The organism is Nocardia bovistercoris, assembly GCF_015674855.1.
Classification (GTDB): domain Bacteria; phylum Actinomycetota; class Actinomycetes; order Mycobacteriales; family Mycobacteriaceae; genus Nocardia; species Nocardia bovistercoris.
In genome coordinates this window covers 21282-35015 of record NZ_JADMLG010000018.1, presented here as the reverse complement: position 1 = coordinate 35015, position 13734 = coordinate 21282, and the positions used below count along the sequence as shown (strand labels likewise).

The following is a 13734-nucleotide window of genomic DNA, read 5'->3' as shown; positions in this document are numbered from 1 at the left end:
GGTGAGCGGTGGAGAATCCACCCGCCAGGGATCGGATGGTGGCTGGAGCCGCCGACATGCTGCGCCGCCGCGGGCTGAACGCCACCAGCGTGCGCGAACTCGCCAAACACTCCGGCGCCCCGCTCGGCTCGACCTACCACTACTTCCCCGGCGGCAAATCCGAACTGGCCGCCGAAGCCGTCCGCTTCGCGGACGCTCTCACCACGCACCGGCTCACGAAAGAACTGGCGGGCGGGCCGCTCGCCGGCCTGCGCGCCTTCGTCGACTTCTGGCGCACAGTCCTGCTGGACAGCGACTTCCGCGCGGGATGCCCGGTCCTCGCGGTCTCCGTCGAGGAACAGCCCGACACCGACGACGCACCCCGCCGCGCGGCCGCCGCCGCCTTCGCCAACTGGATCGACCTCATCGCACACTCACTGCGCACGCACGGCGCCGCCACCGAGACCGCGGCCACGACAGCCACACTGGTGGTCACCGCGTTGGAAGGCGCCGTCGCCCTGTGCAGAGCGCAACGCGAGACCACGGCGCTCGACCGCACGGCGCTCGCGCTCGAGGCGGTGCTCGAGTCCGCGCTCGCAGGCGGCGCCCGCGCTACCTCGACAAACTGACCATCGAAGAAGGCCGCGGCCTTCACCTTCGAGTCGCCGTCCAGGGAGGGTTTCAGCGTGGGTGACCGGACGTGGCACCGGCTACTGGCCGCCGGTGCGGCGGGCACGCTCCTGATCGTCGTGGTGATCCTGTTCCTGGCGCGCGGTCCGTCCACTCCGATGCCCGAGATCCGCTCCGATCCCGTGTCGAATCGGGCCGCGACCAGTGCATGCGTCCCGGAGTTGCTGAACCGTCGCCGTGCGGATGCCGAGTGGCACGCCGTGCCCTAATCTAATGCCAGACTGGTCGGTATTCCGCGTCGCTGGGAAGGACCGGCATGGTAGTCGTTTTCCGGTCCCGGGATTTCGCCCCGCGTGATCGCGCCGACGCCACACGTGTGGCGATGCAGGAGCAATCGGTGCCGTCGCGTGTGGTGCTGGAGAATCCGGAGCGGGTCGATTCGCTCATGGAGGTCTGGTCGTACGGCGCCGCGAGCATCTTCCGCAGCGTCATGACCGGATACCGACTCCAACGCACCCCGCGGCAGGTCAAGGCGGGTCCGGCCGAGATGCTGGCCATCGCGGTGCAGGAGATCAACGTCGGCTACTCCGACCAGTTCGACACCCGGCGCGTGCTGCCCATCGGCGACCTGTTCGTCATCGACCTCAACGCGCCCTACGACTACCTGCTCCCCCGCTACGGCAGCGCCCAGTGTCTGCACGTGCCGATCGATGCGGTCGGGCTGCCGCCGGAGGTGGTGCGCGCGGCCGCGGGACGGCTGGCGGCCAGTCCGCTGCACACGATGATGACCGCCCACATCGGCGAGCTCACCCGCCAGGCCGAGCGGCTCTCCGTCGACCCGTCCGCGTCGGTGCTCGGCGACACCAGTGTCGAACTCGTACGCGCCCTGCTCGCCTCCGCCTACGACATCGACTACGCGCGCGGACTCATGGCCGAGGTGTTGCTGCCGCGCATCCGCGCCTACGTGCGCAGACATCTCGGCGACGCCGACTTGTCCCCCGAGCACATCGCCGACGCCCATGACATCTCGCCGCGACGGCTGTTCCGGCTGTGCGCGGAGGCCGGATTCAGCCTGGAACAGTGGATCATCGCCGAGCGGCTCACCGGCGCGCGCGCCGATCTGGCCCGCCCCGAGCTGGCCGACGTGCCGATCGCCGCGGTGGCACGGCGCTGGGGTTTCGTCAACAACGCGCATTTCAGTCGCCGGTTCCGGGACATGTTCGGCATCGCGCCGCGCGACTGGCGGCGCATCGCCCCGCGCGAATTCGGCGCCGAGAGCACACAACCGTGCGGCCGGAGTCGGTTCGATGAACCGCAGGCGCCCTAGCGTTGCACCCGCCCGCACACCTTCGGCAATTCTCTTCGATCGGAGCGACCGCATGACCACGACCCCCGACACCATCGTTCTGGTCCACGGACTGTGGATGACCCCGCGCAGTTGGGAGCACTGGGTCGAATACTTCGGCGCCAAGGGCTACACCGTGCTCACTCCCGGCTATCCGGGTTTCGAGATCGAGGTGGAGGCGCTGCGCGCGAATCCGTCGATCATCGCCGATCTCACGGTGCGCGAGACCGTCGACCATCTGGCCGCGGTGATCGAGGCGGTGCCGAGCCCGCCGATCATCATCGGACACTCCTTCGGCGGCACCCTCACCCAACTATTGGTCGACCGCGGACTCGGGGCGGCGGCGGTCGCGATCGATTCCGCGCCGACCGAAGGGGTTCGGGTGACGCCGCCCTCGCAGGCGAAGGCGCTGTTCCCGATTCTCAAGAGCCTGTCGAACCGGCACAAGGCCGTCGGATTCACGGCCGAGGAATTCCGGTACGCGTTCACCAACACCATCGACGAACAAGCCTCGCGCGCCGCGTGGGAGCGCTACCACATTCCGGCGCCGGGTAATTGGGTGTGGACCTACGGCGTGTTCGAGAACTTCCGGCCCGGCCATCACGAGACCTGGGTGGACTACGCCCGCGACGATCGCGCCCCGCTGCTGTTCATCGCGGGCGGCGAGGACCACATCATGCCGCCGTCGGTGAACAAGTCCAACGCCAAGCACTACCACAAGTCCGAAGCCGTCACCGACTACCACGAATTCCCCGGCCGCTCGCACTGGACCTGCGCGGAACCCGGCTGGCAGGAAGTCGCCGACTACGCCCTCGACTGGGCACTCGCCAACGCGAGCGCCGCCTCGGGCGAGCCCGCCACGGACTGAGACCGCGCGGTCTGCCGGATACACCGCGAATTCGCGACCCCGGCGGCGAAGAACGGCATGACACTTCTACTCGATGTCACCAAGGCGCGGCCCTACGATCCGGTCGCGCTGCGGACGGCACTGCGGCGGGCGGGGTTGGCGGATTCGCTCACGGTGACTCCCCTGCCCCGCTCCGAGCCGCGAATGCGCCTGCACAACTGGAACCTCGGCGACGGTTCGGCGTTGCTGCGGCTGGAGAGCACCGGTATCGCCGCGGCCCGCTCGGCTCCGCGACCCGGCGCAGGCCCGGCCGCGCGGATGGCGGTCGCGGTGCTGTCGCCGGGTGACTGGACGCTGACCCAGCACGGTCGTACCGTCGCCGCACCGCCGGAGGAACCCGCCCTCGTAGCGGTCGACGACGCGGCCCCGTTCGATTTCCGCCGCACCTGTTCGGGCACCGTGCTCGCCCTCCACTTCGACCCGGCCCGCCTCATGCTGCCCGCGCCGACCCTGACGCGCGCGGTGCGCGGACTGCGACCGGACAATTCGCTGTACGGCCTGGTCCGCACCTTCATCCAACAGTTGGCGACGGTCGCGAGCACCAGCGCGGACATCCTGCCCGAACTCAACACCACCTCCATGGAACTGGTGCGGGCACTGCTGACCAACGCCGCCGAGGACGCCGCCGATCCACCCGCGCGAGCCGACCCCGTCCGCGCCATCCGACGCTTCGTCGACGAGCATCTCGACGACCCCGACCTCTGCGCGGAGTCCATCGCCGTCGCGCACAACATCTCCCCGCGCCAGCTCTACAAACTGTGGTCGCACACCGGCATCGGACTCGCCGACTACATCATCGGCCGCCGACTCGACCGCGCCCGCGACACGCTACGCACCCACCGGCACCTCACCATCACCGCGGTCGCGCACCGCCACGGATTCAGCGACCCAACCCATTTCGCCCGCCGCTTCCGCGCCGCCTTCGCCATGACGCCGTCCCAGTGGCGCGCCGCACGCCCGACGCGCTGAGAACACAGCCGTCGCGGAACGTTTCAGGTCCGCCGTGACTGCGGGGCTCAGCGCAGGGTGCGGAGCCAGCGGCGGGTGTCGGCGGGGTCTATGACGTCGTCGAGTTCGAAGACGGTGGCGGCGGTCAGGGCCTTGCCGTGGGCGTAGGCGGCTCGGACGAGGTTGTCGAAGGCTTCGGCGCGTTTTTCGGGGTCTTCGATGGCGGCCAGTTCCTTGGCGAAGCCGAGGCGGACCGCGCCTTCCAGGCCCATGCCGCCGATTTCGCCGGTGGGCCAGGCGACGATGAAACGGGGGGAGCGGAAGGAGCCGCCCGCCATGGCTTGGGCGCCGAGGCCGTAGCCTTTGCGCAGCACGATCGTGCCCCACGGCACCGTCGTCGCGGCGGCGTCGATGAACAGGCGACTGAATTTGGTGACGGTGCCGTGGGTTTCGGCTTCGGGGCCGACCATGAAACCCGGGGTGTCGCAGAGGGCGGCGATCGGCAGTCCGTGTGCCTGGCACATGCGAAGGAAGATGCCGAGCTTGTCGGCGGCCGGTGCGTCGATGGCGCCGCCGAGGTGGTGGCAGTCGTTGGCGATCAGGCCGAACGGGCGGCCTTCGACGCGCACCAGCGCGGTCACGATGCCGACGCCCCAGTCGCGGCGTAACTCCAGCACCGAACCCACGTCGACGACGGATTCGACGGCGGCGCGAATGTCGAAGGCGTGCAGGCGGTTTTCCGGCACCACGTGCCGCGCCACCCTCGGGTCGGGGGCCTCCCAACCTTCCAGTGGTCCCTGGAAGTAGGCGAGGCAGCGGCGCGCGATGTCGACGGCCTCGGCTTCGTCGGCGGCCACGATGTGCACCACACCGTTGCGGCGCTGCACGTCGATCGGGCCGATGTCCTCGGGACTGTGGATACCGAGTCCGCCGCCTTCGATCATGGCCGGTCCGCCCATGCCGATATTCGCGTCGGGTGTCGCTATCACCACATCGCACATGCCGAGCAGCGCGGCGTTGCCCGCGAAGCAGCGCCCGGAGACGATCCCGATCAGCGGCACCCGTCCCGAAAGCGCGCCCATGGCGTGGAATGAGGTGATGTCTAGACCGGAGATGCCGGAATGGTCGGTGTCGCCCGGCCTGCCGCCGCCGCCCTCGGTGAAGAACACGACCGGAAGGCGCTGTTCGTGCGCGATTTCCAGGATGCGGTCGGTCTTGACGTGGTTGCGCATGCCCTGGGTGCCCGCGAGCACGGTGTAGTCGTAGGACAGCACCACCGCGCGCGCCGCGTCCGCGCCGAACCGGTCGGCGTTGACGGTGGCCAGACCGGTGATCAGGCCGTCGGCGGGCGTGTTGGCGATGAGGTCGTCCTGGCCGCGCCGTGCCCGTTGCGCGGCGACCGCGAGCGCGCCGTATTCGACGAAACTGTCCGCGTCCACGAGGTCGGCGATGTTCTCGCGGGCCGTTCGGCGGCCGAGGCGATGCCGTTTGGCGACGGCCTCCTCGCGCGCTTCGTCGCGGGTGACCCGGTGCCGGGTGAGAACTTCGGCGAGATCGGCCCGGATGTGGTCGAGATCGGTCGGTGCCTGGTCGGCGTCGGCGGCGTCGAATTCGGCCGGTTCCCAGATCAGCAGCGGCGCGTGCGGGTCGACGGTGTCGCCGGGCGCGACCAGCTGCCGCACGATCCGCAGCGGTTCCTCGGCGCGCAGCACGTGCTGCATCTTCATCGCCTCGAGGACGGCGAGTTCGGCTCCGGCGGCGACGAGTGTGCCCGCTTCGACGATGCTCACCACCGTGCCGCCCATGGGCGAACGGTGCGCGCGTTCGTGTTCGGCCACCACCGTTTCCGAGGCGTGCGCGGCGGGGGCTCGGCCGGGGTTCTCGGGGTATTCGGCCGCCGCGTCGAGGAGTTCGGACAACCGGGATTCGAACCAGGAGGTGGTGACGACCGCGTCCTCCGGTCGGCCGGTGGATTCGGCGAGCGCGGCAGCCTCGGACAACCGGGAAACTATGGCGCGCTGCACGGACAGGTTGGTGTCGACGCCGGTGACGACGGTTTCGGCGAGCGCGTCCGAACATCGGCGCAGCGCCGCGCGGTAGGTCGGCCCGGTGGCCACGATCTTGGCCAGCAGCGAGTCGAATCGGGTGCCGTGGCGCATGCCGGGGAACGCGGCGGTGTCCACGCGCACGCCCGCGCCGGTCGGGGCGGCGAACTGGTCGACGACGCCGCTGCCGGGCAGCACTTCCCCACCGGCGGTGAGGATTTCGGCGTTGAGCCGGACCTGCACGGCACTGCCGCGTGCGCGGGGCCCGGTCGGCTCGTCCTCGGCGTCGACCAGTCCGAGTTCGGCGAGAGTGTGACCGACCGCGAGCCCGAATTGCAGCGCGACCAGGTCGAGTCCGGTGACCTCCTCGGTGACGGTGTGCTCGACCTGCAGGCGCGGATTCACCTCGAGGAACCACGAACTCTCGCCGCTGACCAGGAATTCCACGGTGACGACGCCGCGGCAGCGCACCGATTCCGCGATCTCCACCGCGTCGCGGTGCAGGCGTTCGCGCACGGCCGTGCTGAGGGCGGGCGCGGGCGCGATCTCGACCAGTTTCTGGTGGCGGCGCTGCACGCTGCAATCCCGGTCGCCGACCGCGACCGCGCGGTGGCCGTCGGCGACGATCTGCACCTCGATATGTCGGGCCGAGGGAACGAGGGCTTCGGCGTAGACGGTGTCGTCGCCGAAGCCCGCCGCCGCCTCCGCCCGGCAACGGTCGTAGGCCGCGCGCAACTTCGCCGGATCGCGGACCACGCGCATTCCGCGTCCGCCGCCGCCCGCCGCGGCCTTGACCATCACGCCGTCGGGATAGCGCGCGAGCAGCGCGGCGATATCGTCGAAGCCGCCGCCCGCCTGGGTGGCGGGCAGCACGGAGGCGCCCGCCAGTTTCGCGGCCGCGCGCGCGGCGATCTTGTCGCCGAAGACCCGCAGCACGTCCGGCGCCGGTCCGACGAAGACCAGGTCCGCCGCCGCGCAGGCGGTCGCGAGTTCGGCGCTCTCGCTGAGGAATCCGTATCCGGGGTGCACGAGGGCGCCCGAACCGGCCTTGCGGGCCGCGGCCACGACCGCGTCGATGTCGAGGTAGGCGGCCGCGCCGTGGCCCGGTAGCAGCACCGTGTCGTCGGCCAGGCGTAGGTGGGCGGCGTCGGGTTCGTCCTCGGTGTGGACCGCGAGGGTCTCGTAGCCGTATTCGCGCGCTGCCCGAAGCACCCGGACCGCGATCTCTCCTCGGTTCACCACTGCGACACGCATACCGAGAAGTCTCGTTGACATTGACGTCAACGTCAACCAGAGTGGAAACAATGACCCATTCCCCCTGGTCGATCCGCGACGCGCGCGAACGGTCGCACACCGACCGCCACCGCGCCCTGCTCGACGCCGCCGCGCGCGTATTCGCCACGCGCGGCTACGCGAACACGACCGTTGCCGCGATCACCGCCGAAGCGGGAGTCTCCAGGGCCACGCTGTATGTCTATTTCGCCTCCAAGGAGGAGATCTTCCACGCGCTGGCACTGCGCGTGCGCGACGACTTCCTCGCCGCGCAGGAACCCGACATCGACACCGACGAGCCGCGAACGATGCTGCGCGCCACCATCGAATCCTTCGCCGCGGCGGTGCGGTCGGCAGGCCCGCTGCTGCGCCTGATCGAAGAACGCGGGGCCGTCGACCCGCAACTCGCGCCGCTCGCCGAAGAAATCGCCGAACGCCCGATCCGCCGCTTCACCCGGTATCTGGAACGTCAACTCGACCTCGGCGCCGTCGCCGCCGTCGTGCCGCCTCGCATCGTCGCCGAGGCTGTCGGCTACTCCCTCACCCGCGGCGCCGTGCAGCGCGGCCAGGCCACGCCTGCGGCGTTCGCCGACTACCTAGACCATATCCAAACCCTCGCCGAAGCGCTCCTCGGACTGCGACGCGGACCACGCGGGAAATAAAACCACGCTGGTCGCAACCCGTGACACCGATCGCGGGCCGCGTCGATCATGAACGACTGCGGCATGTCGACGGCGCGCCGCGCCTCGGATTCCCCGGCCCCGGAGAGGAGTGGCTTCGATGAGTCTGTCGTTCCACTGGTTCCTGCCCACGTACGGCGATTCCCGCGGTCTCGTCGCGGGCGGACACGGCACCTTCATGTCCGGTGACCGGCCCGCCTCGCTGCGCTACCTGAACCAGATCGGCGCGGCCGCCGAGGACAACGGATTCGAAGCCGTGCTCACTCCCACCGGCGCGTGGTGCGAGGACGCGTGGCTGACCACCGCCATGATGGTGGAGACCACCGAGACGCTGAAATTCCTGGTCGCCTTCCGTCCGGGCCTGGTCAGCCCCACGCTGGCCGCGCAGATGTCGGGCACCTTCCAACGCCACTCGCGCGGGCGGCTGCTGCTCAATGTGGTCACCGGCGGCGAACCCCACGAGCAGCAGGCCTACGGCGACTTCCTCGACAAGGAGCAGCGCTACGCCCGCACCGGCGAGTTCCTGCACGTGGTGCGCGAACTGTGGACCTCTTCGGAACCGGTGACCTTCGAGGGCGAGCACCTGCGGGTGCGCGAGGCGCTGCTCGGCAACCGCCCCGACCCGCTGCCCCCGGTCTTCTTCGGCGGGTCGTCCTCGGCCGCGCTGCCGATCGCCGCCCGCTACGCCGACACCTACCTCACCTGGGGTGAACCGCTGCTCGCGGTGAGCCGCAAACTGGACGCGGTGCGCGGTCTCGCCGTCGACGCGGGGCGGGTACTCGACTACGGCCTGCGCATCCACGTCATCAGCCGCGACACCTCCGAACAGGCGTGGGCCGAGGCGGACCGGTTGCTCGCGGGCATCGATCCGGCCGATATCGAACGGGTGCAGGCCAGCCTCGCGCGCAGCGAATCCGAGGGGCAGCGCCGCATGCTGGAACTGCACGGCGGCGACACCGCGCGCCTGGAGATCGCGCCGAATCTGTGGGCCGGTGTCGGCCTGGTGCGCGGCGGGGCGGGCACCGCGCTGGTCGGCTCGCACGAGGAAGTAGCCGAACGCCTCGTCGAGTACTCCAAGGTCGGCATCGGCCACTTCATTCTCTCCGGCTATCCGCACCTGGAGGAGGCGTACTGGTTCGGCGAGGGCGTGCTGCCCATCCTCGAGCGCAAAGGCTTGTGGCGGCATCCCAATCGCGCGGCGGCGGTGCGCGCGGCGACCCCGTTCGCGGCGTCCTCGAGCAGCTGAACATCCCCGCTGTCGCGGAATCGGCGCGAATCCCGCATCGATTCACGATTTCCGTTGCGCGGTCGTGAGGTTTTCGGCACGCTCTTCGGAAAGTCGCGGCGCGGTCGCCGGGCGGGAAAGGGGACAGCCGATATGTCGGACGACGAGAAGCAGATCAGGATCCTGATCGAACGATGGGCCGCCGCGGTGCACGAGGGCGACACGGCGGGCACCATCGCCGCGCACGCGGACGACATCGTCATGTTCGACGTGCCGCCCCCGCACGAGGGAATTCGCGGCATCGACGCCTACCGCGAGGTCTGGCCCGCGTTCTTCGACTGGCAGGCACAGGGGGCGAGTTTCGAGATCGTCTCCCTCGACATCGAAGTCGGCGGCGATATCGCCTTCGCCTACGCGCTGCTGCTGTGCGGGACCGCCGAGGACTTCGCCCGCGATCCGGACCGGCGACTGCGATTGACGTTCGGGCTGCGCCGATCCCAGGGGCGCTGGGTGATCGCCCACGAGCATCATTCGTTCCCGATAGAACCGCCGCAAGGCTGAGCGCTCGCCGCTCGCGTGCAGTCGCCGCCGATCGGCACAGCATGCAAATCGGTCGATAATCGACTGTGTCACAACACTTTTCACGTCGAGCCCGGAATCGGCACCGAGTGCACTCCGGGTTCCACGTGAATCACGCGATCTCTCGGCAACCCGCCTCCGATCGCCGTCCCGAACCTCCTGACACCTCGACCCTTTCGCCCGTTCGGAAGTTGCTGTCGAGGAACTGATTAGAGTCTCGTCATGGACGAGTGCATGTCGGGGGCGGCTCGGTGATCGGGACACGCACCACTCGGCGAAGATCGGAAACCGGATTCCTCGGGCGGATTCGGCAGGTGTCGGGGATCGCGATGCCGATCATTCTCACGTCGGCGACGACGGTCGTGCTCGGGGCGACCGATACGGCGCTGCTGGGTCACTATTCCACCGACGCGCTCGGAATAGCCGCGCTGGTGGTTCCGGTGTGGATCCTCGCGACCGCGCTGGTCGTACCGTGGGGGTCGGCCACCCAGGTGCTGGTCGCCCGCTGGTATGGGGCGGGCGACCAGGCGGCGATCCGACGGCTGGCGGGCACGGGGCTGGCCGGTGGCGCGCTCATCGGCGCTTGCTTCGCGATGCTCGGCGCGGTCACGACACCGGGTGTTGTCGCGCTGACCGCGCCGGACGGCCTCGATCGCGGGCAGGCCACGGCGATGATGTGGATCCTGTTGTGCGCGTTGCCGTTCACCGCCATGACGGCGCATCTGCGCGGCTTGCTCGCGGGCACCGGTGACACCGGCGGGGCGGCGCGGGTGGCGGTGTTGGTCGCGGTGATCAACCTGTCGATGTCGGCGATCCTGATCTTCGCGGTGAAACTCGGGCCGATCGGGTCGGCGATCGGGTCGGTCACCGCGATCGCGGCGGGCGCGGGGATGCTGTATCGGCGAGCGCGCGCGATGCTCGGTCGCTCCGGTGAGGGCTGGGGCGTCGATCGTCGGCTGGCGAGACCGTGGACGGCGATCGCGATGCCGGATCTGGTGTTCAGCGTGGTCAGCTACGGCGCGGACGTGGTCGTGGTCGGTGTGGCGGGCAGTCTGGGCACGGTGAGTCTGGCCGCGCACCGCGTGGTCGGCATCGCGACGGCACTGATCTGGATGTTCGTCTACGGGACGGGCGCAGCCACGGCGATACTCGTCGGCCAACGCATCGGCGCGGGCGACCGCGAAGGTCGGATCGCGTTCGCCCGCGCGGGCGCGGTCCTCATGCTCGCCATGTCCTGCACGGTCGCCACGGCGCTCACCGTGACCGCCGACCGATCCTTCGCCCTGGTCACGGGCGATCCCGCCGTGGTGGAGGCCGCGGTCGCGGTGGCGTGGACGCTGCCGCTCGTCACCCCGATCATGGCGGTGGCGACCATCTACGCCGCCCAACTCCGCGCCGCCGCCGACACCAAGGGCGTCATGTACGCCTCGCTGTTCTCCACCCTGTGCGTCACACTGCCCGCGGTGTGGGGGTTCACGTTCGTGGGCGATCACGGGTTGCTCGGCGTGTACTACGGAATCGTCGTGGGATGGGTCGCTCGAGCCGCCGCGACCTACCTCCGGTATCGCCAGACCGCCGCACGCGAATCACGCTCCGGGGCAACGGAAGGCGCCGACGTCATCTACTCGTAGAACGAAGGAGCGACGTGCTCGCCACTCGGATGCGAACCGGCTCTGATCTGTCCGGGAGAGCTACTCGGCGCCGAGGAGAGCGGTGGCCAGGTGCGTGGCGGTGGCGTTCTCCCAGTGTCGCGGTGTCCAGCCGAGGACGGCTGTGGCGATGATGTAGTTCTCCGCGCTGGAGATGAGGAAGGCGAGGTCGGCGGCAGCCTCGACGGTGAGTCCTCGGCGTAGCGCGCCGCGTTCGGCGAGCAGGTCGGCCAGAGCGCGGAAGGCGGTGCGGCGCTGGTCCTGGTTGACCTCCCACTGCGCGGCGAGGTCGGGGTCGGCGCCGACGGCGCCGCGGATGACGGTCAGCAATGGGCCGACTCGTTCCAGGATCTCGCGACCGCCGAATGTCCACAATTCGATCACCCGGACCGGGTCGGGTTCGGCGGACACCTGTCGGAACCACGGGCGGTCCAGCAGTGCGACCGGCTCGTCGTCGCCGACGGCGGCCACGTCCAGCGCCTCCTTGAGCAGCGTGGCCTTGTTGCCGAAGTGGAAGTAGACGGTCTGCACCGCGACACCCGCGCGGGCGGCGACCTGGTCGAGTGTCGTGGCGCCGTAGCCCTGGCCGAGGAACAGTTCCGCCGAAGCGGCGACAATCCGCCGTTTGGTCAGGCGTGTCTTCTCGGCCCGGCTGCCCGGCGCCTTCTTGACAGGATCGCTCATTCGCTAGAGACTACTCTAGTGACTCACTAGAGCTCACTCTAGCGAAATGGAGTTGACCGATGCCCGACCTGGCACCGATCCATCACGTGAAGATCCCCGTCAGCGACGTGCGCGCCGGCGCCGACTGGTACCGGCGCGTGCTCGGCCTGACGGTGGCGATCGAATTCATCGAGGAGGGCGAACTGCGTGGCGTCGCCCTCGAAAACCCCGGCGGGACAATATCGATCGCGCTCCGTCACGACCCCGAGCGCGCCGCCGCCCTCTCCGGCTTCGACCTCGTCGCGCTCGGCGTCGCGACCCGCGACGGCGTGCACGCCTGGGCCGAGCACTTCGCCGCACTCGGCCAAGCCAATAGCGGCATCGTCACCGGGCACCGCGGCGGCGCCGTCCTCGTCGGCCTGCACGACCCCGACGGCATCGAACTTCGCCTCTACGCCGATTGACTCCAGACCCACAACGAAAACAGGAGAATCCCCATGCGCTACCACGATTCCGGTGGCAACGGCGACCCGCTGGTCCTCATCCACGCGGCCGTCTTCACCGACTGGTTCGTCCCCCTGCAACGCGAGCCTGCCGTCGCGGACCTGCGCCGCATCAGCGTGACCCGCACCGGATACACCGACCAGGCGCCCGCCGAACCGCTCACGGTCGCCGACCACGCCGCCGAATGCGCGAACCTGTTGCGGCGCCTCGGAATCGAGCGGGCGCGGATACTCGCCCACTCCTCGGGAACGGTCTTCGCACTGCAACTCGCGCTCGACCACCCGGACCTGGTCGGCGAACTCGTCCTCATCGAACCACCCCTGATCGACCCGCTCCTGCCGCCGCAAGACCGCGCGGCCGTCGGCGCCGTGCTCGGCCCCGTCCTCGGCGCGGCGATCGGCGCGGCCGCCGCGGGCGATCTGCGCACCGCCTTCGACACCTTCCTGGCGGCGGTGTGCGGGCCGCACTTCCGCGAGGTCATCGAGTCCGCGCTCGGTCCCGACGGACTCGAACGGGCCGAACGCGAATGCGGTTACTGCTTCAGCGGCGAAGCGCCCGCACTCAACTCATGGCACTTCGACCGAGACCTCGCCCGCCGCATCGAATCACCCGTCCATCTCGTCGCGGGTGGTGACAGCCCGCCCTTCACCCACCGGGTGATCGGGCATCTCGCCGCGATGCTGCCCGACACGCGCACCACCGTCGTCCCCGACCACAACCACCTCCTCCCGCTGACCGCCCCGACCCTCCTGGCCGATCTGCTCCGCGCACCGGCCGTCACACCCTGACGGACGCGGGCGACCACCGCCGCGGCGTCAAGCCTGCGCGGGTGCGCGGCGGGCGAGGGCCTTGCGGTGGCAGATGCGCCAGCCCTGCGGTTCCCGGCGGAGCGTGTCCTCGTAGACGACGGTCCCGCTCGTCCCGTCCGCGTTGACCGCCAGACCCTTGGATCGCGCCCGCACCCGGTCGCCGTCCTCGGCGACCACGACGATGTTGGTCACGTGATGCCCGAGCGGCTGGGTCGGGTCGCTCTGGGTGTCGCGTGCCATTTTCCGCAGCGCCGCGAGGCCGCGGGTCGTGCCGCTCCCGAAATCTTCCAGGTCGAGCACCACATCGTCGGTATACAGCTCACCCCACCGATCCCAGTCGCGGTCGTCGGCCACATGTCCGTGCAGCGCGATCGTCTCGTGTATCGCGATTCGATCCGCCGCGGTGATGTCCAGCATTCGAAGACCTCTCTCAGCAGGTAAATGGGGAACTCCCCGTTTATTCGATTGCTAGGCTAACCGGGGAGTTCCCCACTTGGCA

Annotated in this window: 14 protein-coding genes; 11 read left to right on the top strand and 3 right to left on the bottom strand. The window is 69.8% G+C overall.

Annotated features, from left to right (window positions below):
* The first annotated feature begins 8 nt into the window (after nucleotides 1-8).
* From IT779_RS31535 to IT779_RS31515, 5 genes are all read left to right on the top strand, one after another.
* A complete protein-coding gene (locus IT779_RS31535; RefSeq protein ID WP_332839057.1) occupies nucleotides 9-608 on the top strand; it encodes a TetR/AcrR family transcriptional regulator in 600 nt (199 codons plus the stop codon).
* Nucleotides 609-665: 57 nt separating this feature from the next.
* A complete protein-coding gene (locus IT779_RS31530; RefSeq protein ID WP_196153128.1) occupies nucleotides 666-878 on the top strand; it encodes a hypothetical protein in 213 nt (70 codons plus the stop codon).
* Between the two features lie 128 nt (nucleotides 879-1006).
* The gene (locus tag IT779_RS31525; protein ID WP_332839056.1) at nucleotides 1007-1936 is read left to right on the top strand and encodes a helix-turn-helix domain-containing protein; all 930 of its coding nucleotides are present in this window, start codon (nucleotides 1007-1009) and stop codon (nucleotides 1934-1936) included.
* A gap of 52 nt (nucleotides 1937-1988) precedes the next feature.
* Nucleotides 1989-2822: an alpha/beta hydrolase gene (locus IT779_RS31520; RefSeq protein WP_196153126.1), complete on the top strand. Its 834-nt coding sequence runs from the start codon at nucleotides 1989-1991 to the stop codon at nucleotides 2820-2822.
* A gap of 57 nt (nucleotides 2823-2879) precedes the next feature.
* Nucleotides 2880-3830: a helix-turn-helix domain-containing protein gene (locus IT779_RS31515; protein WP_196153125.1), complete on the top strand. Its 951-nt coding sequence runs from the start codon at nucleotides 2880-2882 to the stop codon at nucleotides 3828-3830.
* Nucleotides 3831-3877: 47 nt separating this feature from the next.
* Here IT779_RS31515 and IT779_RS31510 read toward each other — a convergent pair whose 3' ends face one another.
* Nucleotides 3878-7108 (bottom strand): acetyl-CoA carboxylase family protein, encoded by a 3231-nt coding sequence (locus tag IT779_RS31510; RefSeq protein WP_196153124.1) that lies wholly within the window; start codon nucleotides 7106-7108, stop codon nucleotides 3878-3880.
* Between the two features lie 50 nt (nucleotides 7109-7158).
* Here IT779_RS31510 and IT779_RS31505 point away from each other — a divergent pair, with 50 nt between their 5' ends.
* The 4 genes from IT779_RS31505 (at nucleotide 7159) to IT779_RS31490 (ending at nucleotide 11241) form a co-directional block, all read left to right on the top strand.
* Entirely contained in the window at nucleotides 7159-7788 is a 630-nt protein-coding gene (locus IT779_RS31505; RefSeq protein WP_196153123.1) for a TetR/AcrR family transcriptional regulator, read from the top strand.
* A gap of 118 nt (nucleotides 7789-7906) precedes the next feature.
* Nucleotides 7907-9052 carry an LLM class flavin-dependent oxidoreductase gene (locus tag IT779_RS31500; RefSeq protein WP_196153122.1) on the top strand — a complete coding sequence of 382 codons (1146 nt, stop codon included), beginning with the start codon at nucleotides 7907-7909 and terminating at the stop codon, nucleotides 9050-9052.
* Nucleotides 9053-9184: 132 nt separating this feature from the next.
* Nucleotides 9185-9592 (top strand): nuclear transport factor 2 family protein, encoded by a 408-nt coding sequence (locus tag IT779_RS31495; RefSeq protein WP_196153121.1) that lies wholly within the window; start codon nucleotides 9185-9187, stop codon nucleotides 9590-9592.
* A gap of 347 nt (nucleotides 9593-9939) precedes the next feature.
* Nucleotides 9940-11241 (top strand): MATE family efflux transporter, encoded by a 1302-nt coding sequence (locus IT779_RS31490; RefSeq protein WP_196153120.1) that lies wholly within the window; start codon nucleotides 9940-9942, stop codon nucleotides 11239-11241.
* A 60-nt stretch (nucleotides 11242-11301) separates the two neighbouring features.
* Here the strand turns inward: IT779_RS31490 and IT779_RS31485 are convergent, their stop codons facing one another.
* Complete coding sequence (locus tag IT779_RS31485) at nucleotides 11302-11943, bottom strand: TetR/AcrR family transcriptional regulator (protein ID WP_196153119.1); 642 nt, start codon at nucleotides 11941-11943, stop codon at nucleotides 11302-11304.
* Between the two features lie 59 nt (nucleotides 11944-12002).
* Here IT779_RS31485 and IT779_RS31480 point away from each other — a divergent pair, with 59 nt between their 5' ends.
* A complete protein-coding gene (locus IT779_RS31480) occupies nucleotides 12003-12386 on the top strand; it encodes a VOC family protein (protein ID WP_196153118.1) in 384 nt (127 codons plus the stop codon).
* Between the two features lie 33 nt (nucleotides 12387-12419).
* The gene (locus IT779_RS31475) at nucleotides 12420-13214 is read left to right on the top strand and encodes an alpha/beta fold hydrolase (RefSeq protein WP_196153117.1); all 795 of its coding nucleotides are present in this window, start codon (nucleotides 12420-12422) and stop codon (nucleotides 13212-13214) included.
* 27 nt (nucleotides 13215-13241) lie between these two features.
* On the opposite strand, the gene IT779_RS31470 is transcribed toward IT779_RS31475, so the two are convergent.
* Nucleotides 13242-13652 (bottom strand): nuclear transport factor 2 family protein, encoded by a 411-nt coding sequence (locus tag IT779_RS31470; RefSeq protein ID WP_196153116.1) that lies wholly within the window; start codon nucleotides 13650-13652, stop codon nucleotides 13242-13244.
* Nucleotides 13653-13734 lie beyond the last annotated feature (82 nt).

What these genes read in the sequence shown, in the direction of transcription:
- IT779_RS31520 (WP_196153126.1), top strand. Translation starts at nt 1,989, where the DNA reads ATGACCACGACCCCCGACACCATCGTTCTGGTCCACGGACTGTGGATG.
- IT779_RS31515 (WP_196153125.1), top strand. Translation starts at nt 2,880, where the DNA reads ATGACACTTCTACTCGATGTCACCAAGGCGCGGCCCTACGATCCGGTC.
- IT779_RS31510 (WP_196153124.1), bottom strand. Translation starts at nt 7,108, where the DNA reads ATGCGTGTCGCAGTGGTGAACCGAGGAGAGATCGCGGTCCGGGTGCTT.
- IT779_RS31505 (WP_196153123.1), top strand. Translation starts at nt 7,159, where the DNA reads ATGACCCATTCCCCCTGGTCGATCCGCGACGCGCGCGAACGGTCGCAC.
- IT779_RS31500 (WP_196153122.1), top strand. Translation starts at nt 7,907, where the DNA reads ATGAGTCTGTCGTTCCACTGGTTCCTGCCCACGTACGGCGATTCCCGC.
- IT779_RS31495 (WP_196153121.1), top strand. Translation starts at nt 9,185, where the DNA reads ATGTCGGACGACGAGAAGCAGATCAGGATCCTGATCGAACGATGGGCC.
- IT779_RS31490 (WP_196153120.1), top strand. Translation starts at nt 9,940, where the DNA reads ATGCCGATCATTCTCACGTCGGCGACGACGGTCGTGCTCGGGGCGACC.
- IT779_RS31485 (WP_196153119.1), bottom strand. Translation starts at nt 11,943, where the DNA reads ATGAGCGATCCTGTCAAGAAGGCGCCGGGCAGCCGGGCCGAGAAGACA.
- IT779_RS31480 (WP_196153118.1), top strand. Translation starts at nt 12,003, where the DNA reads ATGCCCGACCTGGCACCGATCCATCACGTGAAGATCCCCGTCAGCGAC.
- IT779_RS31475 (WP_196153117.1), top strand. Translation starts at nt 12,420, where the DNA reads ATGCGCTACCACGATTCCGGTGGCAACGGCGACCCGCTGGTCCTCATC.
- IT779_RS31470 (WP_196153116.1), bottom strand. Translation starts at nt 13,652, where the DNA reads ATGCTGGACATCACCGCGGCGGATCGAATCGCGATACACGAGACGATC.